We start from the raw sequence: 25,907 nt of genomic DNA, 5'->3' as shown, positions 1-25,907 counted from the left end.
GTATGGCGGAAATTGGTATTTTTGTGGGCACCATGTACGGGAATTCACTGCTAGTGGCCGAAGAAGCGGAAGCGATTCTGACCGCACAGGGCCACAAAGCAACGGTGTTTGAAGACCCAGAATTGAGCGACTGGTTACCCTATCAGGACAAGTATGTTCTGGTAGTTACGTCCACGACCGGGCAGGGCGACCTTCCTGACAGCATTGTGCCGCTCTTTCTGGGAATCAAGGATAGCCTGGGCTTCCAGCCGAATCTGCGTTACGGCGTGATTGCGCTCGGCGACAGCAGTTATGTGAATTTTTGCAACGGTGGTAAACAGTTCGATGCTTTGTTACAGGAACAGAGCGCGCAGCGGGTAGGGGAAATGCTACTGATTGATGCCAGTGAAACCCCAGAACCAGAAACGGAATCCAATCCGTGGGTTGAACAGTGGGGTACGCTGTTGTCCTGATTTGTTGTAATGTCCTGCGATCAGAAAAATGTCGTTTTAGCGGCGCTGAATCGAGTCTTTTCAGGCAAATGCCAGTAAAAACTGCTTATTAGCGCGGATTTTTATTGGCGTTTGCCTGGAGTCAAGCGATCTATTTCATACTCTTCTTTATTTCTCTGTTTTAACCCTTCCTTTCTTGTTCTTGTTTTCATTTCCGTGAAGTGGATTCCACCGTCCAGGGCTAATGCCAAAATCGAGCCTCATTGAACGCATTAATGTTGTGTTGTTGCACGGTGAGCCGCTATGGCGTGCTTTTTATACTGCTACAGCCAGATATAAACACGCGCCGTATTCGGCGAACGACCTATAAAAACGGCAAAAAATACCCTACGTCACCTCTGATTTCCTGGCGATGTCGCAGTCCAGAGTGAGCGTGGCTAACGCGAATTTTCAGGAGTGCAACAATGAGTTCTTTAAGTCAGGCTGCGAGCAGTGTGGAAAAACGCACGAATGCCCGCTACTGGATAGTGGTGATGTTGTTTATCGTCACATCCTTCAACTACGGTGACCGCGCTACGCTTTCCATTGCCGGTTCAGAAATGGCCAAAGATATCGGCCTTGATCCGGTGGGAATGGGCTATGTGTTCTCTGCTTTCTCATGGGCTTATGTTATCGGACAGATCCCTGGCGGCTGGTTGCTGGACCGCTTTGGTTCAAAACGCGTCTACTTCTGGTCGATCTTTATCTGGTCGATGTTTACCTTGCTGCAAGGTTTCGTCGATATCTTTAGTGGATTCGGCATTATCGTTGCCCTGTTTACTCTCCGCTTCCTGGTAGGGCTTGCCGAAGCACCTTCTTTTCCCGGCAACAGCCGAATCGTGGCAGCCTGGTTTCCGGCGCAGGAAAGGGGAACGGCGGTATCGATTTTTAACTCCGCACAATACTTTGCGACGGTTATCTTCGCGCCGATTATGGGCTGGTTGACTCATGAAGTGGGCTGGTCACACGTCTTCTTCTTTATGGGAGGCCTGGGCGTAGTTATCAGTTTTGTCTGGCTGAAAGTTATCCACGAACCAAATCAACATCCGGGAGTAAATCAGAAAGAGCTGGAGTACATCGCCGCGGGCGGAGCGCTGATCAATATGGATCAGCAAAACACCAAAGTTAAAGTACCGTTCAGCGTGAAGTGGGGGCAGATCAAACAGTTGCTCGGTTCGCGGATGATGATCGGTGTTTATATCGGCCAGTATTGTATCAACGCCCTGACTTACTTCTTTATTACCTGGTTCCCGGTTTATCTGGTGCAGGCGCGCGGGATGTCGATTCTGAAAGCGGGATTCGTCGCGTCAGTACCGGCGGTTTGCGGTTTTATCGGCGGTGTGCTGGGGGGAATTATTTCCGACTGGTTGATGCGTCGCACTGGTTCACTGAACATTGCGCGTAAAACACCGATCGTGATGGGCATGTTGTTGTCGATGGTGATGGTGTTCTGTAACTACGTCGACGTTGAGTGGATGATCATCGGTTTTATGGCGTTGGCCTTCTTTGGTAAAGGCATCGGGGCGCTGGGGTGGGCGGTAATGGCAGATACTGCGCCGAAAGAGATTAGCGGTCTTTCCGGCGGCCTGTTCAATATGTTCGGTAACATTTCCGGTATCGTCACGCCAATCGCAATTGGTTATATCGTTGGCACTACTGGCTCCTTTAATGGGGCGCTGATTTACGTCGGGGTTCATGCCTTAATCGCGGTTCTGAGCTATCTGGTGCTGGTGGGCGATATTAAGCGTATCGAGTTGAAACCTGTCGCGGGGCAATAAGATGACGACACAATCCAGTCCAGTCATTACTGATATGAAAGTCATTCCGGTCGCTGGACATGACAGCATGTTGCTTAATATTGGTGGTGCGCATAACGCATACTTCACTCGCAATATCGTGGTGCTCACCGATAATGCCGGAAATACCGGCATTGGTGAAGCGCCGGGCGGAGAGGTGATTTATCAGACGCTTGTCGATGCTATTCCGATGGTTCTGGGCCAGGAAGTCGCGCGACTGAATAAAGTGGTCCAGCAGGTGCATAAAGGTAATCAGGCCGCCGATTTTGATACCTTCGGCAAAGGGGCCTGGACCTTTGAATTGCGCGTTAACGCCGTGGCGGCGCTGGAAGCCGCTTTGCTCGACCTGTTAGGTAAGGCGCTGAATGTTCCCGTCTGTGAACTGCTAGGCCCTGGCAAGCAACGCGACGCTATTACTGTCCTCGGTTATCTGTTTTATATCGGTGATCGGACTAAAACCGATCTTCCTTATCTGGACAGTACACCTGGCAACCACGAGTGGTATCAGTTGCGTCACCAGAAAGCGATGAACAGCGAAGCCGTTGTGCGTCTGGCGGAAGCCTCGCAGGATCGCTACGGTTTTAGAGATTTCAAACTCAAAGGTGGCGTATTACCCGGCGAGCAGGAAATCGACACCGTTCGCGCCCTGAAGAAACGCTTCCCGGATGCGCGGATAACCGTTGATCCCAACGGTGCATGGCTGCTTGATGAAGCCATTTCTCTGTGCAAAGGGCTGAATGATGTTCTTACCTACGCCGAAGATCCGTGCGGCGCAGAGCAGGGCTTCTCCGGGCGTGAAGTGATGGCGGAGTTTCGGCGAGCGACCGGCTTGCCCGTCGCGACCAACATGATCGCCACCAACTGGCGCGAAATGGGTCATGCGGTGATGCTCAATGCTGTAGATATTCCGCTTGCCGACCCGCATTTCTGGACGCTTTCCGGTGCAGTTCGCGTGGCGCAGCTTTGCGACGACTGGGGGCTGACCTGGGGCTGCCATTCCAACAACCATTTCGATATCTCTCTGGCGATGTTTACCCATGTGGGGGCGGCAGCGCCGGGTACTCCTACTGCTATCGATACCCACTGGATTTGGCAAGAGGGCGATTGCCGCCTGACCAAAAATCCGCTGGAGATTAAAAACGGAAAAATAGTCGTTCCTGATGCGCCCGGCCTGGGCGTGGAACTGGACTGGGAACAGGTGCAGAAGGCGCATGAAGCCTATAAACGTCTGCCTGGCGGCGCGCGTAATGACGCGGGGCCGATGCAATACTTGATCCCTGGCTGGACCTTTGACCGTAAACGTCCCGTTTTCGGCCGTCATTGATTTTGAATAAGGACATAAATATGAGTTCTCAATTTACGACGCCTGTTGTTACTGAAATGCAGATCATCCCGGTGGCGGGTCACGACAGTATGCTGATGAACCTGAGTGGCGCACACGCACCATTCTTCACGCGTAACATTGTGATTATTAAAGATAACTCCGGTCATACCGGCGTAGGAGAAATCCCCGGCGGCGAGAAAATTCGTAAAACGCTGGAAGATGCGATTCCGCTGGTGGTGGGGAAAACGCTGGGTGAATACAAAAACGTTCTGACGCTGGTACGTAACACTTTTGCCGATCGTGATGCTGGCGGGCGCGGTTTACAGACTTTTGACCTGCGTACCACTATCCACGTGGTAACCGGGATCGAAGCGGCAATGCTGGATTTGCTTGGACAACACCTTGGGGTTAACGTGGCGTCGCTGCTGGGCGATGGTCAACAGCGTAGCGAAGTGGAAATGCTGGGGTATCTGTTCTTTGTCGGTAATCGCAAAGCCACACCGTTACCGTATCAAAGCCAGCCGGATGACAAATGCGACTGGTATCGCCTGCGCCACGAAGAAGCCATGACGCCGGAAGCGGTGGTGCGCCTGGCTGAAGCGGCGTATGAAAAATATGGCTTTAACGATTTCAAACTGAAGGGCGGGGTACTGGCTGGTGAAGAGGAAGCTGAGTCTATCGTAGCGCTGGCGAAACGCTTCCCACAGGCGCGTATTACACTCGATCCTAACGGTGCCTGGTCGCTGAATGAAGCGATTAAAATTGGTAAGTACCTGAAAGGTTCGCTGGCTTATGCAGAAGACCCGTGCGGTGCGGAGCAGGGTTTCTCCGGACGTGAAGTGATGGCAGAGTTCCGTCGCGCGACAGGTCTGCCGACCGCAACCAACATGATCGCCACCGACTGGCGGCAGATGGGCCATACTCTCTCTCTGCAATCAGTCGATATTCCGCTGGCGGACCCGCATTTCTGGACGATGCAAGGTTCAGTGCGCGTGGCGCAAATGTGCCATGAATTTGGACTGACCTGGGGTTCACACTCTAACAACCACTTCGATATTTCTCTGGCGATGTTTACCCATGTTGCCGCTGCTGCACCGGGTAAAATTACTGCTATTGATACGCACTGGATTTGGCAGGAAGGAAATCAGCGCCTGACCAAAGAACCGTTTGAGATTAAAGGCGGTCTGGTACAGGTGCCTGAAAAACCGGGGTTGGGCGTAGAAATCGATATGGATCAGGTGATGAAAGCGCACGAGTTGTATCAGAAATACGGGCTTGGTGCGCGTGACGATGCGATAGGAATGCAGTACCTGATCCCTGGCTGGACGTTCGATAACAAGCGTCCGTGCATGGTGCGTTAAGGCAGAAAACAAAAACCGGCTCTGCCAGGAGCTGGTTTGAGACTGATGACAAACGCAAAATTGCCTGATGCGCTACGCTTATCTGGCCTAAATTCTTTTTTAATTCATTGAATTTGAATGGTTTTGTAGGCCGGGTAAGGCGTTAACGCCGCATCCGGCATAAATACAGGCACTTTATCACCAATCTGAAACCGACTTCATAAGAAGCCGGTTTTTACTCGGTAGAATATTTATTACCCGAGAATTTTGCTGGCTTCGCGCGCCACATTATCCATCTCGTCCAACAGTTCCAGAAGCTCCGGCTCCAAATCTTCTTCTTTAGTACCGCTTCGTAGCTGTTGTTCGATCAGTTGACAGAGATTCTTCATACGCGGCACACCGCTATAACCGCAACTGCCATGCAGTTTATGAATCAAATCAACCAGGCCTTCCGGATTTTCCCCAACCAGTTGTTCCTCAACTTTGTTGCGAACTTCTGGCAGGAAATCGAGCAACATTTGCAGCATATCGCGCGCCAGATCGGTTTTGCCAGCTGCCTGGCGTAGCGCCAGTTGCCAGTCCAGAGTCGCATTCTGGTTCACCACAATTTCGTTCACTTCAGGTGTCACAACGCGGGAAGAAATGCCGCTGCCGGGTTTGTAGCGCAGCAGCAAATTATGCAATCGCTCTTCTTCTATCGGTTTCGCCAGATAATCGCTCATCCCCGCGCCAAGTAATTTCTCTTTTTGCCCAGCCATCGCATGTGCAGTCACCGCGATGACTGGCGTTTGTTGCTGGTGCGGAAGCTGGTGGATGAGTTCACACGCCCGAATGCCGTCCATATCCGGCATTTGAATATCCATTAAGATCAAATCGAACGGCATCTGTTTCGCTCGTTCAACCGCCTGATGCCCGCTATCGCAAAGCTCCACATGTTGCACCATATCTTCCAGCAATGCGCCGATAAGTTTCAGGTTTGCTGGGTTATCATCAACAGCCATAACCGTCATTGCCAGCTTACTTTCATCAGTAACAGGCAAAAGCGTGTTTTGCTTTTGATGGCAAAATTCCGTCAGTGCAGGCAACAGGCGCGTAGGCGTTAAGGGTTTCAGCAGACACGCGCCGATACCATCTTGCTTGAGCTTTTCGGCATTAACCTGTGCATGGCAAGGAAGGGCGAGCATCAGAAAATCGGTCATCGACACCGCTTTCGCCAACCGTTCATGTTGCATCGTTAGCGGTTCGCGGAAAGTCACCGCAATCCCTAACAACATCATGTCGTAATGCGCGGGAGGAAGTGCCGAGAAGCTTGGACTGTAGACCACCTCAAGCGGTGTTTCGCTTAAAATATCCAGCGTGCACTGCGCGGCAGCCGAGTTCGGTTCGACATAAGCCAGGCGTTTGCCAGCGAGGCACTGGGTGGATGGTCCTTCAATAATAATATTCGGGTTCAGATCGAGATTAACATGGAACCAGAAGGTTGAACCACGATTCGGCTGGCTATGGAACGAGATATCTCCGCCCATCTCATTAACCAGTTTTTGCGTAATCACCAGCCCCAGCCCGGTGCCGCCATGACGGCGTGAAATACTGGCATCTGCCTGTCTGAAGGCCTGGAACAGGCGCGATTGATCGCGTTCAGGAATACCAATACCGGTATCGCGGATCTGCACTTCAATCTGAACTTTGGTATTACTCAGCGCACGTTTTTCCACCAGAATATCGATGTTGCCATTCTCGGTGAATTTAATCGCATTCCCCACCAGGTTAGTGATGATTTGCTGTAAACGCAGTGGGTCACCAATCACGTTATCTGGCACGTCGCTCTTTATATTGAGCGTCAATTCCAGCCCTTTATCGTGAGAAGAATGTGCCAGTAGCGTCACCACTTCATCCAGCGTGCTGCGCAGCGGGAACGGAATACTTTCCAGAATCAGCTTGCCTGCTTCCAGTTTCGAGAAGTCGAGAACATCATTAATAATTGCCAGCAAGTTATTTGCCGAGCGTTCAATCGTGTTCAGGTGATCCCGTTGGGTCGGCGTCAGTTCTGTTTTCAGCGTCAGGCGGGTAAAGCCAATAACCCCATTCAGCGGCGTGCGCAGCTCATGTGACATATTCGCCAGAAACTCGGACTTAATACGCGCCGCTTCCTGGGCGCGCTTTTTCGCCAGATCCAACTCAACGTTCTGAATTTCCATCTGCTCCAGCGTTTCACGCAGATCCGACGTCGCCTGGTCGATATTGTGCTGCATCTCTTCGTGATAAGCCGCCAGAGACATTGCCATCGAGTTGATGCCGTTTTTCAGCATATCCAACTCGCCGAGCATAAAACCTTCCACCCGACTGTCGAGTTGCCCTCGGCGGATGCGGTCGACAGTATTCACCATGTTGCGAATCGGGCCGGTTACATCGCGCATGAGTCGCCAGCCAAAAATAAGTGCAATACCAATACAAAACAGCATCATCACGCTGGAAATAAAAATCTCTTTATATTGCTGCAAGCGCACCGATTTAAGGTCCAGCTCAAGGGCAATATACCCCAGCATATTCTGACTATTTTTGGCATCGCTAATGGGCGATTCGTCGGGAGAATAACTTTCGGAGATAATCGGCGTACGCAAAATCATAAGATCGCCATCACGTGTGACAGTGAGCTGGCGCGGAAATGGCACGTTACTACCGAGCTGCATTGATGAAGGGTCGAGATGAAAATTGGAGGTGACAAAGAGTCGGTTATTCTCATCGTAAACTGAAATGGCGCGAACAATATCAGAATGGCGACGATGCAAAACGCTTATCAACTGACCGATAGATTCGCGATTTTGCAGGCTCATGCCATATTCAGTAGAAACTGCAAGCGGCTCAATAATGCTGGCACCGGCATCTTCCAGTTGACGCTGCAAGTCGTTATAGCGATGCACGACGAAAAAGATACTCAGCAATAAACCAATAAGGACGGTCGGTGCCAGGATCAGAATCATCATGCGTGCGCGCAGGCTGTAGTTGGTCATGGAGTTCCGTTATGGGACAATTAAGGTCACACTGTTAAATTGAGAAAGTCTCGCCAATGGCGCAATTCTACTCTGCAAAACGACGCACGACGACGCGTCAGATCATAACCGTTTCAGTCAATGACCTCGACTCTTTTGGTCAGGGCGTGGCGCGACATAACGGCAAAGCGTTATTTATTCCTGGATTATTGCCGCAGGAAAACGCGGAAGTGACTGTTACTGAAGATAAAAAACAGTATGCTCGCGCTAAAGTCGTACGCCGGTTAAGCGATAGCCCTGAACGCGAAACGCCACGCTGCCCTCATTTTGGCGTATGCGGTGGCTGTCAGCAACAACACGCCAGCATCGAACTCCAGCAGCGAAGCAAAAGTGCGGCACTCGCCCGGTTAATGAAGCACGATGTCTCTGAAGTAATCGCCGATGTTCCCTGGGGCTATCGCCGTCGCGCGCGCTTAAGCCTGAACTATCAGCCGAAAACACAACAATTACAGATGGGATTTCGCAAAGCGGGTTCCAGTGACATTGTCGATGTTAAGCAATGCCCTATTTTAGTGCCCCAACTTGAAGCATTGCTGCCCAAGGTCAGGGCATGCCTGACCAGCTTACAAGCCATGCGCCATCTTGGCCACGTTGAACTGGTGCAGGCAACCAGCGGCACGCTGATGATTTTACGCCATACCGCACCGCTAAGTTCGGCAGATCGTGAAAAACTGGAACGCTTTTCGCATTCTGAAGGCCTGGATCTGTTTCTCGCCCCTGATAGTGAGATACTCGAAACCGTCTCTGGCGAGATGCCCTGGTATGATTCAAACGGGTTGCGTTTAACTTTTAGCCCGCGTGATTTTATTCAGGTCAACGCTGGCGTGAACCAGAAAATGGTAGCGCGTGCGTTGGAATGGCTGGACGTGCAACCTGACGATCGCGTGCTGGATCTGTTCTGTGGCATGGGTAACTTTACACTGCCATTAGCGACACGAGCGGCTAACGTGGTGGGTGTAGAAGGTGTTGCGGCGCTGGTGGAAAAAGGTCAGGAAAATGCGCGACTTAATGGTTTACAAAATGTGACGTTTTATCATGAAAATCTTGAAGATGATGTCACAAAGCAGCCGTGGGCTAAAAACGGCTTTGACAAAGTGTTACTGGATCCAGCGCGAGCAGGGGCTGCTGGCGTCATGCAGCAAATTATAAAACTGGAACCCATTCGTATAGTTTATGTATCCTGTAACCCTGCGACGCTGGCTCGGGATAGCGAGGCGTTATTAAAAGCAGGATATACCATTGCGCGACTGGCGATGCTGGATATGTTCCCACACACGGGGCATCTGGAGTCGATGGTGCTTTTTTCGCGCGTTAAATAGTTCCGATTTGCTGATTTCGGCAGGTCAGGTCCCTAAAGGAGAGGACAATGGTTGCGGTAAGAAGTGCACATATCAATAAGGCTGGTGAATTTGATCCGGACAAATGGATCGCAAGTCTGGGGATTGCCAGCCAGAAGTCGTGTGAGTGCTTAGCCGAAACCTGGGCGTATTGTCTGCAGCAGACGCAGGGGCATCCGGATGCCAGTTTGCTGTTGTGGCGTGGTGTCGAGATGGTGGAGATCCTCTCGACATTAAGTATGGACATAGACACGCTGCGAGCGGCGCTGCTGTTCCCTCTGGCCGATGCCAACGTAGTCAGCGAAGATGTACTGCGCGAGAGCGTCGGTAAGTCGGTCGTTAATCTTATTCACGGTGTGCGCGATATGGCGGCAATCCGCCAGCTTAAAGCTACGCACACCGATTCTGTTTCCTCCGAACAGGTCGATAATGTTCGCCGGATGTTGCTGGCGATGGTCGATGATTTCCGTTGCGTGGTCATCAAACTGGCGGAGCGAATTGCCCATCTGCGCGAAGTAAAAGACGCGCCGGAAGATGAACGCGTACTTGCAGCAAAAGAGTGCACCAATATCTACGCGCCGCTGGCAAACCGTCTTGGGATTGGGCAACTGAAATGGGAACTGGAAGATTACTGCTTCCGTTATCTCCACCCGACCGAATACAAGCGCATCGCCAAACTGCTGCATGAGCGCCGTCTCGATCGTGAACACTACATTGAAGAGTTTGTTGGTCATCTGCGTGCAGAGATGAAAGCTGAAGGCGTTAAAGCTGAGGTGTATGGACGCCCAAAACACATCTACAGCATCTGGCGCAAAATGCAGAAAAAAAATCTCGCCTTTGACGAACTGTTTGATGTCCGCGCAGTACGTATTGTTGCCGAGCGTTTACAGGACTGCTACGCCGCGCTGGGGATAGTGCACACTCACTATCGTCACTTGCCGGATGAGTTTGATGATTACGTCGCAAACCCGAAACCAAACGGCTATCAGTCTATTCATACTGTGGTACTGGGGCCGGGTGGCAAAACCGTTGAGATCCAAATCCGCACCAAACAGATGCATGAAGATGCAGAGCTGGGCGTTGCTGCGCACTGGAAATACAAAGAAGGTGCGGCTGCTGGCGGGGCGCGTTCGGGACACGAAGACCGGATTGCCTGGCTGCGTAAACTGATTGCGTGGCAGGAAGAGATGGCCGACTCCGGCGAAATGCTCGACGAAGTCCGCAGCCAGGTCTTTGACGACCGGGTGTACGTCTTTACGCCGAAAGGTGATGTCGTTGATTTGCCAGCGGGATCAACGCCGCTGGATTTCGCTTATCACATCCACAGCGATGTCGGGCACCGCTGCATTGGCGCCAAGATTGGCGGGCGTATCGTGCCGTTCACTTACCAGTTGCAGATGGGTGACCAGATTGAAATTATCACCCAGAAACAGCCCAACCCCAGCCGTGACTGGTTAAACCCAAACCTGGGCTATGTCACAACCAGCCGTGGGCGTTCGAAAATTCACGCCTGGTTCCGTAAACAGGATCGTGACAAAAACATTCTGGCTGGACGACAAATCCTTGACGACGAACTGGAACATCTGGGGATCAGCCTGAAGGAAGCAGAAAAACACCTGCTGCCGCGTTACAACTTCAATGATGTCGACGAGTTGCTGGCGGCGATTGGGGGCGGGGATATCCGGCTCAATCAGATGGTGAATTTCCTGCAATCGCAATTTAATAAGCCGAGCGCGGAAGAGCAGGATGCTGCCGCGCTGAAGCAGCTTCAGCAAAAAAGTTACACGCCGCAAAACCGCAGTAAAGATAACGGTCGCGTAGTGGTTGAAGGCGTCGGCAACTTGATGCACCACATCGCGCGCTGCTGCCAGCCGATTCCGGGTGATGAGATTGTTGGCTTCATTACCCAGGGACGCGGTATTTCTGTGCACCGCGCCGATTGTGAACAACTGGTGGAACTGCGCTCCCATGCGCCAGAACGCATTGTTGACGCCGTATGGGGCGAGAGCTACTCCGCCGGATATTCGCTGGTGGTTCGCGTGTTGGCGAATGATCGTAGTGGGTTGTTGCGTGATATCACTACAATTCTCGCCAATGAGAAGGTGAACGTGCTTGGCGTTGCCAGCCGTAGCGATACCAAACAGCAATTGGCAACTATCGACATGACCATTGAGATTTATAACCTGCAGGTGCTGGGACGCGTGCTGGGTAAACTCAATCAGGTGCCGGATGTTATCGACGCGCGTCGACTGCACGGGAATTAATCTTACGTAGCCGGATACGGCGTCAGCCGCATCCGGCGATATCTTTGCTCGAGGGTGTTACACCTGACAGACCCGCAATTTTCAGGACATTCCAATGAATCAAATCGACCGTTTGCTCACTATTATGCAGCGCCTGCGCGATCCGGAAAACGGCTGCCCGTGGGATAAAGAGCAGACATTCGCCTCTATTGCACCTTATACCCTTGAAGAAACCTACGAAGTGCTGGATGCCATCGCACGCGAAGATTTTGACGATCTGCGCGGTGAGCTCGGCGATCTGCTGTTCCAGGTGGTGTTTTACGCGCAAATGGCCCAGGAAGAAGGGCGCTTTGATTTTAATGATATCTGCGCCGCGATTAGCGATAAGCTAGAACGCCGCCATCCGCATGTTTTTGCTGACAGTTCTGCCGATAATAGCAGTGAAGTTCTCGCCCGTTGGGAGCAGATTAAAACCGAAGAACGCGCACAGAAAGCGCAGCATTCGGCACTGGACGACATTCCTCGCAGTTTACCAGCCTTAATGCGTGCACAAAAAATCCAGAAACGTTGCGCCAACGTTGGCTTCGACTGGACGACACTTGGCCCGGTGGTCGATAAAGTCTACGAAGAGATCGACGAGGTGATGTACGAGGCGCGGCAGGCTGTTGTCGACCAGGCTAAACTGGAGGAGGAAATGGGCGATCTGCTGTTTGCAACGGTTAATCTGGCTCGCCATTTAGGGACGAAAGCAGAAATCGCATTGCAAAAAGCGAACGAAAAATTCGAGCGTCGTTTTCGCGAAGTGGAAAGGATTGTTGCCGCGCGAGGCCTGGAAATGACAGGCGTTGATCTCGAAACAATGGAAGAAGTCTGGCAGCAGGTAAAACGACAGGAAATTGATCTCTAAGGAATTTACGCGGTCAAGCGCCTTTTGTGTCATTTTTTAAATGACAAGCGCTTGATTTGCGTCAAAAACATTTACCCCAAAGGGGCTATTTTCTCACTCCTGATTTCAATTGTGCGCTGGCGAAGAGGAGGGATAATGAAAGTTTGTGGCACAGGTCATGTTCGGGTATACTGCTTTCCCGTCCTGGTTATTCCATCGTCTTTTCAACCTAACTTCTCAGGTTCAGCATGACAACGAACTATATTTTTGTGACCGGCGGGGTCGTATCCTCTCTGGGTAAAGGCATTGCCGCAGCCTCCCTCGCAGCCATTCTTGAAGCCCGTGGCCTCAATGTGACCATCATGAAACTGGATCCGTACATCAACGTCGATCCAGGTACTATGAGCCCAATCCAACACGGGGAAGTGTTCGTTACTGAAGACGGCGCTGAAACCGACCTGGACCTGGGGCACTACGAGCGTTTCATTCGTACCAAAATGAGCCGCCGCAACAACTTCACCACAGGCCGTATCTATTCTGACGTTCTGCGTAAAGAACGCCGTGGCGACTATCTTGGCGCAACCGTACAGGTTATTCCGCACATCACTAACGCTATCAAAGAACGCGTTCTTGCGGGTGGCGAAGGCCACGACGTGGTTCTGGTCGAAATCGGCGGTACTGTAGGTGACATTGAATCCCTGCCGTTCCTCGAAGCGATTCGCCAGCTGGCTGTTGAAATTGGCCGCGAACACACACTGTTTATGCACCTGACGCTGGTGCCGTATATGGCAGCATCTGGTGAAGTCAAAACTAAACCGACTCAGCACTCTGTAAAAGAGCTGCTCTCCATCGGTATTCAGCCTGACATCCTGATTTGCCGCTCTGACCGCGCCGTTCCGGCGAACGAACGTGCGAAGATTGCATTGTTCTGTAATGTTCCGGAAAAAGCGGTTATTTCTCTGAAAGACGTCGATTCCATCTATAAAATTCCGGGCCTGTTGAAATCTCAGGGGCTGGACGATTATATTTGTAAACGATTCAGCTTGAACTGCCCGGAAGCGAATCTGTCTGAATGGGAACAGGTTATCTTTGAAGAAGCGAATCCGGTGAGTGAAGTCACTATCGGTATGGTCGGCAAGTACATTGAACTGCCGGACGCTTATAAATCAGTGATTGAAGCACTGAAACACGGCGGGCTGAAAAATCGTGTCAGCGTCAACATCAAACTGATCGACTCACAAGATGTTGAAACGCGTGGTGTTGAAATCCTCAAAGGTCTGGACGCGATCCTCGTACCTGGCGGATTCGGCTATCGTGGCGTAGAAGGCATGATTACTACCGCGCGCTTTGCGCGTGAGAACAATATTCCTTATCTGGGCATTTGCCTGGGTATGCAGGTGGCGTTAATTGATTACGCTCGCCATGTTGCCAATATGGAGAACGCCAACTCTACGGAATTTGTGCCAGACTGTAAGTACCCGGTTGTGGCGCTGATTACCGAGTGGCGCGATGAAAACGGCAACGTTGAAGTTCGTAGCGAGAAGAGCGATCTCGGTGGCACTATGCGTCTTGGCGCGCAGCAGTGCCAGTTGGTTGACGATAGCCTGGTTCGCCAGCTGTACAATGCGCCGACAATTGTTGAGCGTCATCGTCACCGCTACGAAGTCAACAACATGCTGCTGAAACAGATTGAAGATGCAGGTCTGCGCGTTGCGGGCCGTTCCGGGGATGATCAGTTGGTCGAGATCATCGAAGTTCCGAATCACCCGTGGTTCGTGGCTTGTCAGTTCCATCCGGAGTTTACTTCTACTCCACGTGATGGCCACCCGCTGTTTGCTGGCTTTGTAAAAGCCGCCAGCGAGTTCCAGAAACGTCAGGCGAAGTAAGTAAAAAAGTTAGAACGGCAACGCGTACCCTGGGTACGCGTTGTTTGTCTGGAGTTTCAGTTTAACTAGTGACTTGAGGAAAACCTAATGTCCAAAATCGTAAAAATCATCGGTCGTGAAATCATCGACTCCCGTGGTAACCCGACTGTTGAAGCCGAAGTACATCTGGAGGGCGGTTTCGTCGGTATGGCAGCTGCTCCGTCAGGTGCTTCTACTGGTTCCCGTGAAGCACTGGAACTGCGCGATGGTGACAAATCCCGTTTCCTGGGCAAAGGCGTAACCAAAGCTGTTGCTGCGGTTAACGGCCCGATCGCTCAGGCACTGATTGGCAAAGATGCCAAAGATCAGGCTGGCATTGACAAGATCATGATCGACCTGGACGGCACCGAAAATAAATCTAACTTCGGCGCGAACGCAATCCTGGCTGTATCTCTGGCTAACGCCAAAGCTGCCGCAGCTGCTAAAGGTATGCCGCTGTACGAGCACATCGCTGAACTGAACGGTACTCCGGGCAAATACTCCATGCCGGTTCCGATGATGAACATCATCAACGGTGGTGAGCACGCTGACAACAACGTTGATATCCAGGAATTCATGATTCAGCCGGTTGGCGCGAAAACTGTAAAAGAAGCCATCCGCATGGGTTCTGAAGTTTTCCATCACCTGGCTAAAGTTCTGAAAGCGAAAGGCATGAACACTGCTGTTGGTGACGAAGGTGGCTATGCGCCGAACCTGGGTTCCAACGCTGAAGCTCTGGCTGTTATCGCTGAAGCTGTTAAAGCTGCTGGCTATGAACTGGGCAAAGACATCACTCTGGCGATGGACTGCGCAGCTTCTGAATTCTACAAAGACGGTAAATACGTTCTGGCTGGCGAAGGCAACAAAGCTTTCACCTCTGAAGAATTCACTCACTTCCTGGAAGAACTGACCAAACAGTACCCGATCGTTTCTATCGAAGACGGTCTGGACGAGTCTGACTGGGACGGTTTCGCATACCAGACCAAAGTACTGGGCGACAAAATCCAGCTGGTTGGTGACGACCTGTTCGTAACCAACACCAAGATCCTGAAAGAAGGTATCGAAAAAGGTATCGCTAACTCCATCCTGATCAAATTCAACCAGATCGGTTCTCTGACCGAAACTCTGGCTGCAATCAAGATGGCGAAAGACGCTGGCTACACTGCAGTAATCTCTCACCGTTCTGGCGAAACTGAAGACGCTACCATCGCTGACCTGGCTGTTGGTACTGCTGCAGGCCAGATCAAAACTGGTTCTATGAGCCGTTCTGACCGCGTTGCTAAATACAACCAGCTGATTCGTATCGAAGAAGCTCTGGGCGAAAAAGCTCCGTACAACGGTCGTAAAGAGATCAAAGGCCAGGCATAAGTCTGACTTTATCTGATTTAAAAATGCCAGCCTTCGGGCTGGCATTTTTTATGGTTGAGCTACCAGCGACCGGACGCGCCGCCCCCGCCAGAAGAACCGCCACCGCCGCTAAATCCGCCGCCACTTGAGCCTCCACCGGAAGAGGATGAAGAAGAACCTTTTCTTGAAGCTCTTTCTTTACCGAGTTTCTTGTATTTGGCGCGTAACTTTTTATTCACCAGAAGCCAGAAGATAAGCAGTGGTACGATCGCAAAAGGCGTTAACATACCGCAGGCAACGATTAAAAATGTCCATGGCCCTGGCTCTGCAACATAGAGGAATACCATCCCATAAATTGCGCCGGTGAGTGCAATCCACGGTAAATTTGATGGTTCGGTAAAAATAATAAAATACGAAAGTACAGCCAGTAAAATAATTACAGCGACCGATAATGGAATTGGTGTTTTGATACTGTAATGATTTCCCCTGCCTTCCGGTAATTCTCCGTTCGACAGAAGCGCGCCGATATTTTCGCTGGCCAGTGTTAACCCTCCCATAAGATCATTGTTTTTGAACGCGGGGATCAATATATCACTGATAATCTTCGCAGCTTGTAGGTCAGTAACAACGCCCTCCAGCCCGTAGCCCACTTCAATACGAACAGTATGATCTTCCCAGGCGACCAGGAGTAAAATACCATCGTTACGCTGTGCATCGCCCAACTTCCAGCTATCAAAAACGCGCGTTGCATACTGTTCAATGGTATCATCTTCGGTGGATGGCACTATTAATACAGCGACCTGCGCCCGTGTTTTCTGTGTAATATCCTGCAGCTGCTGTGTTAGCGATTGCTGTTCAGACGTGCTTAACGTACCAGTAATATCGGTCACCTGTTGGCGCAGCTCCGGCACAGCAATTTGCTGGGCAAGCCCGGGAAGGCTCCACAAAGCAAGTAGAATAAAGATTAAGCGCATTACGATCACCAACGGCCGGATGAACCGCCGCCTCCTGAAGAACCACCACCACCGCGGAAAGAATTTCTCGACGAAGAGCGAGAATGAGCATTACGATTCCCCGTTTTCCTGTTGCTTTTTTCTCCTGCCCCCAGTTTAAGATTGCCAGTAAATTTGGCCACAATGATCAGCAGAACGATGCCAGCAATGGTTATTGGGCCGATAAAATGATCAATTAGCCCAATAATTGTTGAGATGAATGCAATATCTTTATTACTGGCGAACACCAGGCACCATCCCACAATAATTATCAGCATCACGACAAACAATGAATTTCGTCCTGATTCACGAACCTGCGGAGTCTTCTTTTGTTTTTTCACTTTAGCGTTTTTATTTTTTGGGGCCAGCATCATAGGAAATACGCGGCACATATTAAAAACTACCGCGAGACGCTGCTTGCAGGTTGCTGCTAACAATAAACTAAAACAAACGACCGATACCCGCCGAATGATGACATCGTCCTGAAAGGAGAAAAACCAGACCATAGGGGTAATCATCGATATCATCCATATGCCACGCCCTGGGCGGCTGGCAAATCGCCAGAGGACAACGATGGCAACGATCATCAGCAGTGTCCAGGCAAGACATGGCAGCGAACGTTGCGGATTAGCAAACAGATGATTGGCTAAAGCATCCAAAGGGCTAAGGTTCGCTTTGATATGGGTAAACTGTGCGATGCTTTCAATTCCGCCCGTTAATCCAGCAAAGAGATTGTTTTTTTCAAACCCTGATTGCATACGGTAACGAACAATTTGCGAAGCTTGTTCCGGTGGCAACATTTCTTCCAGTCCATGTCCAATCTTCATTGACGACTGCCCTTCCGGCCAAACGACGAGAATTAGGATACCTTCGCCGTACCGCTTCTCTCCAGCGGGTTTCCAGTGATATACCCCGTAGCTCTGCGAGGCTGCAAGTTTAATGTTTTTGCCCCCTGTGGTCGGCACAACCAACACTGCTACCTGGAAGTGGTTTTGCTGCTCAAGAGTCTGTAATTGTTGAGTTAAAGCAGTTTGTTCCTCTGGCGTTAACGTCCCGGTCAAGTCCGTTACATATGGCACTTGTTCAGCGAATACAGGAAAACCGAATAGCGCCAGAATCAGGATAAAAATACGCATAGCAATTCCTTTCGTTACCAGCGCCCGGAAGCGCCACCGCCACCAGATGAACCGCCGCCACCGCTGAAATTGTCATTGTCGAAAGAAGAGGATGATGACGACGAATCTCTGTAGTTAGAATTGCTTCTGGTATGACGTGATGGCTGGTTGGCATTACGCATTGAATCACGCACTTTTCTGCCGAAAGGGGTAAAGGCGATGGCGACAACCAGAAATGGTGTGGCGAAGCAGAGTAATGTTGCGAGCACTCCCCAGCTTCCGCTGAAACCGGCAATAGGTAAAACAAAGGCTAGTACAACAGCTGCGAAGCAAATCAATCCCAGCGTTTTGATATATCCCCTGGCGGAAATAAAGGTCAGTACTATCGCCCAGGCCAACAAAGCCCACCAACCGCTAAAGGGCAAAGGGTGATCGGTCGGTGTTATCGTTGCTAAATCATTCCCCGTCAGACGACTTTCAATATCGCTGATCCCCTTTTGCAAGCCGCCAGCCAGGTCGCCATTTTTAAATGCCGGAATAATACTGTTGCGAATAATTTTCCCGGACTGCGCATCTGTAATAACGCCTTCCAGCCCGTAACCGATTTCAATACGCACGGTATGATCCTGCCAGGCGACTAACAGCAGTACGCCATCATCGCGGTCTTTATCACCCGGTTTCCAGCTATCGAATACCCGCGTTGCGTACTGTTCAATGGTTTCATCACCTGTTGTTTCAACCACTAACACGACCAGTTGCGCCTGGCTTTTTTGCGTAAGGGCTTTAATCTGGTTGGTCAGGGTGTTTGCTTCGTTGTTCGTCAATGTGCCAGTTAAGTCATTCACATACTTGGGTATTTCAGGTACTGGAATTTGCGTGGCAAACGCAGATGAACAGAAGAAAGCCATAAGAAAGATAAAATATCGCATATGACTTCTCTGCTTAATGAGTATTAGTATTCTGGCTAAAATCTATTGTCGGGGCTTTACTTACTGCGGCGACATCATCCGGCAAATAATTTTTCTTTGGTGTGTAATCCATGACCTTTGCCGTTAATACAGCGGGAAATTTGCGGATGGTGACATTATATTGTTCAATGGCTTTAATATATCTTCCTCGCGCGACAGCAATTCTATTTTCGCTTCCTTCGAGTTGTACCATTAAATTTTGATAGAGTTCCTGGGCCTTTAATTCTGGATAACGCTCACTAATAATCGTTAACTGCCCGAGAGTGCGAGTCACCTGGGCCTGAGCTTGTTGCCAGGCTTGTAATTTTTGCTCATCTTCTGGCGTTTGTTGAAGATCGCTGCTGGCACGATTAGCCTGACTACGAGCTAACGTAACGGCCTCCAGCACCTCTTTTTCATGGCTGGAATAACCTTTAATGCTGGCGACAAGATTAGGAATAAGATCGGCACGGCGTTGATACTGATTCAATACTTCTGACCAGGAGGCATTGACCTGTTCATCATAGGTTTGAATATCGTTATAACCGCAACCTGATAAATTGAAAATAAATATAAATACGATGAATATTCTAAACATGTTTAAATTCCTTTTATTTAATCCTTTAAAACATAATACGCCGTTTCACTTTATTCTTAATGATCTGAGCCACTTTTTACGTTAAACCTGCCTGTAACAGAATGTTAATAAAGCATGAATATTGCGGCGAGATCTGCAATAATTAACAATTATCCACTTTACAGAGAATGCTATGCAGTACCCGATTAACGAGATGTTCCAGACCCTGCAAGGTGAGGGTTACTTTACCGGCGTCCCCGCTATTTTTATTCGTTTACAGGGATGCCCGGTCGGCTGTGCCTGGTGCGACACCAAACACACATGGGAAAAGCTTGAGGATCGGGAAGTCTCACTTTTCAGCATTCTGGGTAAAACGAAAGAGAGTGATAAGTGGGGAGCAGCAAGCAGTGAAGACTTGCTCGCAGTCATTGGTCGTCAGGGATACACCGCGCGTCACGTGGTGATTACGGGGGGTGAACCTTGTATTCATGATTTGCTGCCACTGACAGACCTGCTCGAAAAGAACGGTTTTAGTTGCCAGATAGAAACCAGCGGTACTCATGAAGTGCGTTGTACGCCGAATACCTGGGTCACCGTGTCGCCAAAGCTGAACATGCGTGGCGGCTATGAGGTGTTATCGCAAGCACTGGAGCGAGCTAACGAAATCAAACACCCCGTTGGACGCGTACGTGATATCGAAGCACTGGATGAATTGCTGGCGACGCTGACCGATGATAAACCGCGAGTCATTGCACTTCAGCCAATTAGCCAGAAGGAAGATGCTACGCGTTTATGTATCGATACCTGCATTGCGCGCAACTGGCGTTTGTCTATGCAAACGCATAAATATTTAAATATTGCCTGATTAAACATTTATAAGCGTTATAAATGGGTGGAACCTGTAAAGAACTCCACTCATTTATATTGTTTGTCACCTCTAAAAACTCATCCATTTTGCCCATCCTGGACTAATCATTGTCATTCTCTACAAATTCTGTGGCGTTAATTTTCGTAGGAGTGAAAATTATTACGTTGGAGTTTGGTTGATTGTGACTGGCTTAAAAAATCATTAATTAATAATAGATTATGTTTAGAGAGTTCCCCGCGTCAGCGGGGATAACCATTCAGGTATGTTCAGGGCAGTTTCCCGCCCGTTCTCTCCACTTATGCATTCGACCAGCTTTGAATAGCGTCCGTTTTCCCCAGCTCACCATGCATCACTTCATACGATTTTTTCAGGATCACATCAGTGTGTTTGGTTAACTCTTTGAAAATGCCTTTATTCATCGCATCGTAGCGTTTGGCATTGCTCTCAATCGGCATAAAGATATCTTTCACGCGAACCATTTTGTCGACAGCCGTTGCGTAATCCGGATACAGACCAAGCCCTACAGCCGTGTTGATCGCTGCTCCCAGGCTTGCACAGCCGTTAATAGCATTACGTCGTGCAGGAAGGTTGAACACATCGGCAAAAATTTGCATAAACAGATCGCTGTTCGAACCGCCGCCAGTAATGATCACATGCTTCGCAAAGTGATTCATTTCATGACACATATTGTCGTAGTTGTTCTTCAGCGTCAGCGCCACGCTTTCCAGAATCGAACGATAAATCCATGCGTAATCCATGCTGGAATCAAAACCGATCATAATCCCGCGTTTATACGGTTCCCACGGATTGGTCAGCCAGTCCAGCACCGTCATCAGCCCATTACAACCTGGTGGCACGTAAGATGCCTTGTTGTTGAGTAAATCTTCCGGTGAAAGATCCTGGGCTTTGGCATCCTGAATTAACGACTCGCCCAACATGTCGCGCAGCCAACTCACTGTCCACATGCCTTTGCGGATACCATAACCTTCATACAGCAACGTTTGCGGAATAGAAGACATAATCGGCCAGTACGCCAGCGGATCTTTCGGCAGTGCTTTACCGTTCATCATCAGCGCGATGTAGGTGCCAAGAGAAATCACCGCCGTTTCATCATCCAGTAACCCGGCTCCCAGTGCTTCTACTGGTTTATCGCTGGTGGTACAAACTACGGGCAGTCCAGCCGGGAAATGCGTCGCGAGCGCGGCTTGCGGTGTGATATGCCCAAGGACGGTGCCAGGCATTTGCACATCAAAAAGCATCTGGCGGGGGATATTAAACTTCTCCATTACCGCAGCATCTTCACTCCATGCCCAGGTCTTATAATCCACCGGCCACTGGCCAAAATAGTTAGCGATATTGTCCTTAAATTCGCCCGTTAAGCGATGCGTCAGGTAACCTGAAAAAGAGGTGACATACGCCACGTCAGGATTAGTATGTTCGTAAGGGCGGGTGACACGAGCATCCTGCCAGCTAATCAACGGTGCGGCAGGCGTGCCATCGGCTTTCAATAACGCGCGGCAGCAACGGATTGATCCCAGTCCGATGCCGACAATATCTTCTTTATTCCCGGCAAACTGGCTCATTAAATCGTGACCGGCAAAACATAATGATGCCCACAAATCGTCGTCAGGATGCTCTGCGGTATCGGCATCTGGCGTGTGCATCGGTTGTAATAAGCCTTTGCCTTCGCAAACCACGTTACCTTCCAGATCGTACATCACCACTTTTGTGCTCTGACTTCCGCCATCAATCCCTATGATGTATTTTTTCGACATGATTTTTCTCCTGTAATTTTTGGGGCTTACTTGCTGTTAGCCATTGCGGGGGCGCTATCAGCAGTACGAATTTTTTGGAACAGCAAAAAGGTAAAGACGATCACCATGCCGAGCGCCACCATGCCCATCAGCCACATGTTACGGTAGGCTTCTGCTGCGGGCAGGGTGTCCTGCCAGTGGCCGATAATCGGGTAAACGAAGACATCTGGCAGGAAACCAATCACCGAACAAATTCCCACAGTGGTTCCCATAATGTAAGACGGTGTCCTCGCTTCGCCGGGGCAGGCCCAGTAAAGCCCGCGTGAGGCGTAGCAGGTGAATCCCAGCAGTAAAATCAGGCCAATCCCCATCGCGACAGATTGCGGATTAGAGTTAGTCGCCAGCAGGGCAATCAATGCCAGCAAACCGACCACGGAAAGGATTTGGATCACACGGGTAGGGGATTTCACTTTGCTGTAGGTGGTGATGATGCCGCCAAGTGGGCCGCACAGGGCGCGGAAGATTTTGTTGATCACAATCCCCATATAGCTTGCCGCCACCAGCGACATGCCGTACATCTCGGTGAGATAGTTAGTGGAGTAACTCAGGATGGCGTAGATAGTGAAGACGCCAAAAATGACCATACTGCAATACCAGGTGGTGCTGATACGCAACACGGCCAGGATGTCGCTAAGTTGGAATGACTGTTTATCTTCGTTGTTGGTATTGCGCAACTGGTTGTTATCGCTCACAAAAAACCAGCACAAAACCCCCAGCAGCATGTATACCACACTGTAGATGATGATGACCGTTTTCAGGCTGGCGCTGTCATCCGGAGCGAAGCGAGAAAAGACCCACATGGTAAACACCGCCAGCGACATTACACCAACGCCACGTAGCCCTTCCATCCAGCCCATGATCTTCCCTTGCTCGCTATGATCGCCCAGCAATGAGGCGGCTTTTATCGACACCGACCACAGCATTAAAATCGTCGTTATCGCAAAGGCGACTTGAATACAGAGCATTACCCATAGTGGTGGATACGTTGCCATTAGCAGACCCAGCAATCCGGTAATGATCATCGCGGAAGTAATCATTTTGCGGTGTGAAAATTTATCGGCAATAACCCCGCTGGGGGCATAAAGAATAATAGCCGCAATACCAAAGGTACTCATTATTAAACCTATCTCGGTATTGCTGAATCCCATAAATTTCGCCATGGGAATTTGATAAATATAACGTAAATAAGCCAGGTCAAAACTAACTCCGCCGCTAAAACTAATTATCGCGAGGGTTATCCAACGGCGATATGAGTTGTGTTGCATATCGTATTCCCATTTATAATAGACAAAAAAAAGAGAAAAGTAAGCCGCCCTTTCAGGTGGATTACTTTTCTCAGCTCTCTAGTAATTGCAATAAGAAATAACATGGAAAGAAAAGGTGTTGTGTGAGAGTAATCACGCTTCTGCTTTTTAAAACTATTTGATAATACGAACAACACTCTGTGATTACGATCACATTAGCAGTTATGCCCTTATGCTAAAAATTATCTCCAGTTACCAGAGATAATGAGAAAGGTAACTTCCCTCTCGCGGGGGAAGTTACCTTTCTTTTTTTTTGCCTTACGGAAATTGGAGCTAACTATGTCAATCGAATCTCTCAATGCGTTCTCAATGGATTTTTTCTCCCTGAAAGGTAAAACAGCAATTGTTACCGGCGGGAATAGCGGTTTAGGCCAGGCATTTGCAATGGCGCTGGCTAAAGCTGGTGCAAATATTTTTATTCCAAGTTTCGTCAAAGATAACGGAGAAACAAAGGAAATGATTGAAAAACAGGGTGTTGAAGTGGACTTCATGCAGGTGGATATCACTGCAGAAGGCGCACCGCAGAAGATTATCGCTGCCTGCTGTGAGCGTTTTGGTACAGTCGATATTCTGGTTAACAATGCCGGTATTTGTAAGCTGAATAAGGTGCTGGACTTCGGTCGTGCCGACTGGGATCCAATGATTGATGTGAATCTGACCGCCGCTTTTGAGCTGAGTTATGAAGCGGCAAAAATTATGATCCCGCAAAAAAGCAGTAAAATCATTAATATCTGTTCATTGTTCTCTTACTTAGGTGGACAATGGTCACCTGCATATTCTGCAACTAAACACGCCCTTGCTGGATTCACCAAAGCCTATTGCGATGAATTAGGCCAATATAATATTCAGGTGAATGGTATTGCCCCGGGCTATTATGCAACAGATATTACGCTGGCGACACGCAGTAATCCAGAAACCAATCAGCGCGTTCTTGATCATATTCCGGCAAACCGTTGGGGTGATACTCAGGATTTAATGGGCGCAGCCGTGTTTCTCGCAAGTCCGGCATCGAATTATGTCAACGGACATTTGTTAGTAGTTGATGGCGGTTATTTAGTGCGCTAATCCATAACGGTGGTTTCTGCTTTCTTTTATTAATGACTATTCCATTTTTATTATCAGGAAGGAATTACTATGTCTTTATCTCGTGCAGCGATTGTCGACCAGCTAAAGGAAATTGTTGGTGCAGATCGCGTAATTACCGATGAAACGGTATTAAAGAAAAACAGTATTGACCGCTTTCGCAAATTTCCGGATATTCATGGCATTTATACTTTGCCTATTCCGGCAGCAGTCGTAAAACTCGGCTCTACAGAGCAAGTGTCCCGTGTGCTGAATTTTATGAATGCGCACAAGATTAACGGTGTGCCGCGTACCGGCGCTTCCGCGACCGAAGGTGGGCTGGAAACCGTCGTGGAAAACTCGGTAGTGCTTGACGGCTCTGCAATGAATCAAATCATTAATATTGATATTGAGAATATGCAGGCCACGGCGCAATGCGGTGTTCCGTTGGAAGTGCTGGAAAACGCGTTGCGTGAAAAAGGCTACACCACGGGGCATTCTCCGCAGTCAAAACCGCTGGCGCAGATGGGCGGTCTGGTGGCGACCCGCAGTATCGGGCAATTCTCCACACTCTACGGCGCAATTGAGGATATGGTCGTTGGCCTGGAAGCGGTACTGGCAGATGGCACCGTAACACGCATTAAAAACGTGCCGCGTCGCGCGGCTGGCCCCGACATTCGTCACATCATCATCGGCAATGAAGGCGCACTGTGCTATATCACTGAAGTAACAGTGAAAATCTTTAAATTCACCCCGGAAAACAACCTCTTCTACGGCTATATCCTGGAAGACATGAAAACCGGCTTCAACATCCTGCGTGAAATCATGGTGGAAGGGTATCGTCCGTCGATTGCCCGTTTGTATGACGCTGAAGATGGCACACAACACTTCACCCATTTTGCCGATGGTAAATGCGTGCTGATCTTTATGGCTGAAGGCAATCCGCGCATCGCACAGGCCACGGGCGAAGGGATTGCAGAAATCGTTGCCCGCTACCCGCAATGCCAGCGCGTGGACAGCAAACTTATCGAAACCTGGTTTAATCATCTGAACTGGGGACCAGATAAAGTGGCTGCCGAACGTGTGCAGATCCTCAAAACCGGCAACATGGGCTTTACCACCGAAGTCTCCGGCTGCTGGAGCTGCATCCACGAAATCTACGAAAGCGTTATAAACCGTATTCGTACTGAATTCCCCCACGCCGACGACATCACTATGTTGGGCGGTCACTCCTCTCACAGCTACCAGAACGGCACCAACATGTATTTCGTCTACGACTACAACGTTGTTGACTGCAAGCCGGAAGAGGAAATCGACAAGTACCACAATCCGCTCAACAAAATTATCTGCGAAGAAACCATTCGCCTCGGCGGTTCGATGGTGCACCACCACGGCATTGGTAAACATCGCGTTCACTGGAGCAAGCTGGAACATGGTAGCGCATGGGCGTTGCTGGAAGGGCTGAAAAAACAGTTTGATCCTAACGGCATTATGAACACGGGTACTATCTATCCGATTGAAAAATAATGTG

At 49.8% G+C, this 25,907-nt stretch carries 18 protein-coding genes and 1 pseudogene; 12 read left to right on the top strand and 7 right to left on the bottom strand.

The genetic code is table 11. The features are described 5' to 3' along the window. Positions 1–2: 2 nt before the first annotated feature. From A9180_RS09380 to gudD, 4 genes are all read left to right on the top strand, one after another. Positions 3–452: a flavodoxin gene (locus A9180_RS09380; RefSeq protein WP_064528205.1), complete on the top strand. Its 450-nt coding sequence runs from the start codon at positions 3–5 to the stop codon at positions 450–452. 443 nt (positions 453–895) lie between these two features. Beyond that, positions 896–2,248 (top strand): galactarate/glucarate/glycerate transporter GudP, encoded by a 1,353-nt coding sequence (gene gudP / locus A9180_RS09375; RefSeq protein WP_064528202.1) that lies wholly within the window; start codon positions 896–898, stop codon positions 2,246–2,248. Between the two features lies 1 nt (position 2,249). After that, positions 2,250–3,590, top strand: a complete 1,341-nt coding sequence (locus A9180_RS09370) for an enolase C-terminal domain-like protein (RefSeq protein ID WP_064528199.1) — start codon at positions 2,250–2,252, stop codon at positions 3,588–3,590. Between the two features lie 20 nt (positions 3,591–3,610). Continuing rightward, positions 3,611–4,951 (top strand): glucarate dehydratase, encoded by a 1,341-nt coding sequence (gene gudD, locus A9180_RS09365; protein WP_064528197.1) that lies wholly within the window; start codon positions 3,611–3,613, stop codon positions 4,949–4,951. Between the two features lie 233 nt (positions 4,952–5,184). Here the strand turns inward: gudD and barA are convergent, their stop codons facing one another. Further along, positions 5,185–7,941, bottom strand: a complete 2,757-nt coding sequence (barA, locus tag A9180_RS09360; RefSeq protein WP_064528194.1) for a two-component sensor histidine kinase BarA — start codon at positions 7,939–7,941, stop codon at positions 5,185–5,187. Between the two features lie 56 nt (positions 7,942–7,997). Here barA and rlmD point away from each other — a divergent pair, with 56 nt between their 5' ends. From rlmD to eno, 5 genes are all read left to right on the top strand, one after another. Continuing rightward, positions 7,998–9,299 (top strand): 23S rRNA (uracil(1939)-C(5))-methyltransferase RlmD, encoded by a 1,302-nt coding sequence (rlmD, locus tag A9180_RS09355; protein ID WP_064528192.1) that lies wholly within the window; start codon positions 7,998–8,000, stop codon positions 9,297–9,299. A 47-nt stretch (positions 9,300–9,346) separates the two neighbouring features. Further along, positions 9,347–11,581, top strand: coding sequence for a GTP diphosphokinase (gene relA, locus A9180_RS09350; RefSeq protein WP_064528189.1), 2,235 nt, complete (start codon positions 9,347–9,349; stop codon positions 11,579–11,581). A 94-nt stretch (positions 11,582–11,675) separates the two neighbouring features. Then, positions 11,676–12,467 carry a nucleoside triphosphate pyrophosphohydrolase gene (gene mazG, locus A9180_RS09345; RefSeq protein WP_001071626.1) on the top strand — a complete coding sequence of 264 codons (792 nt, stop codon included), beginning with the start codon at positions 11,676–11,678 and terminating at the stop codon, positions 12,465–12,467. Positions 12,468–12,694: 227 nt separating this feature from the next. Further along, positions 12,695–14,332 (top strand): glutamine hydrolyzing CTP synthase, encoded by a 1,638-nt coding sequence (gene pyrG, locus A9180_RS09340; protein WP_064528186.1) that lies wholly within the window; start codon positions 12,695–12,697, stop codon positions 14,330–14,332. A gap of 87 nt (positions 14,333–14,419) precedes the next feature. Continuing rightward, positions 14,420–15,718: a phosphopyruvate hydratase gene (gene eno / locus A9180_RS09335; protein WP_064528183.1), complete on the top strand. Its 1,299-nt coding sequence runs from the start codon at positions 14,420–14,422 to the stop codon at positions 15,716–15,718. Between the two features lie 59 nt (positions 15,719–15,777). Here the strand turns inward: eno and A9180_RS09330 are convergent, their stop codons facing one another. The 4 genes and pseudogenes from A9180_RS09330 to A9180_RS09315 all read right to left on the bottom strand — a co-directional run bounded on the left by A9180_RS09330 (position 15,778) and on the right by A9180_RS09315 (position 19,349). After that, positions 15,778–16,680: a TPM domain-containing protein gene (locus tag A9180_RS09330; protein ID WP_123057964.1), complete on the bottom strand. Its 903-nt coding sequence runs from the start codon at positions 16,678–16,680 to the stop codon at positions 15,778–15,780. Further along, a complete protein-coding gene (locus A9180_RS09325; RefSeq protein WP_064528177.1) occupies positions 16,677–17,825 on the bottom strand; it encodes a TPM domain-containing protein in 1,149 nt (382 codons plus the stop codon). Before A9180_RS09325 ends, A9180_RS09330 begins: the two co-directional genes overlap by 4 nt. Before the next feature lie 236 nt (positions 17,826–18,061). Continuing rightward, positions 18,062–18,733, bottom strand: a pseudogene (locus A9180_RS09320) (TPM domain-containing protein); the annotation flags it as partial. A 13-nt stretch (positions 18,734–18,746) separates the two neighbouring features. Next, positions 18,747–19,349, bottom strand: a complete 603-nt coding sequence (locus A9180_RS09315; RefSeq protein ID WP_064528171.1) for a LemA family protein — start codon at positions 19,347–19,349, stop codon at positions 18,747–18,749. Between the two features lie 172 nt (positions 19,350–19,521). Between A9180_RS09315 and queE the strand changes: the two genes are divergently transcribed. After that, positions 19,522–20,193: a 7-carboxy-7-deazaguanine synthase QueE gene (gene queE / locus A9180_RS09310; protein ID WP_064528168.1), complete on the top strand. Its 672-nt coding sequence runs from the start codon at positions 19,522–19,524 to the stop codon at positions 20,191–20,193. Positions 20,194–20,492: 299 nt separating this feature from the next. Here the strand turns inward: queE and A9180_RS09305 are convergent, their stop codons facing one another. Together A9180_RS09305 and A9180_RS09300 are read right to left on the bottom strand one after the other, a co-directional pair. Next, complete coding sequence (locus A9180_RS09305; RefSeq protein WP_064528163.1) at positions 20,493–21,971, bottom strand: FGGY-family carbohydrate kinase; 1,479 nt, start codon at positions 21,969–21,971, stop codon at positions 20,493–20,495. A 26-nt stretch (positions 21,972–21,997) separates the two neighbouring features. Beyond that, positions 21,998–23,275 (bottom strand): MFS transporter, encoded by a 1,278-nt coding sequence (locus tag A9180_RS09300; protein WP_064528160.1) that lies wholly within the window; start codon positions 23,273–23,275, stop codon positions 21,998–22,000. 318 nt (positions 23,276–23,593) lie between these two features. On the opposite strand from A9180_RS09300, the gene A9180_RS09295 reads away from it, so the two are divergent. After that, positions 23,594–24,379, top strand: a complete 786-nt coding sequence (locus A9180_RS09295) for an SDR family oxidoreductase (protein WP_064528157.1) — start codon at positions 23,594–23,596, stop codon at positions 24,377–24,379. Positions 24,380–24,448: 69 nt separating this feature from the next. Next, positions 24,449–25,903 carry an FAD-binding oxidoreductase gene (locus A9180_RS09290; protein WP_064528154.1) on the top strand — a complete coding sequence of 485 codons (1,455 nt, stop codon included), beginning with the start codon at positions 24,449–24,451 and terminating at the stop codon, positions 25,901–25,903. The last annotated feature ends 4 nt before the right edge of the window (positions 25,904–25,907 follow it).

This window comes from Escherichia sp. B1147 (genome assembly GCF_001660175.1).
In the GTDB taxonomy this organism is placed as follows: Bacteria; Pseudomonadota; Gammaproteobacteria; order Enterobacterales; family Enterobacteriaceae; genus Escherichia; species Escherichia whittamii.
This window is presented reverse-complemented; position numbering and strand designations above follow the sequence as displayed.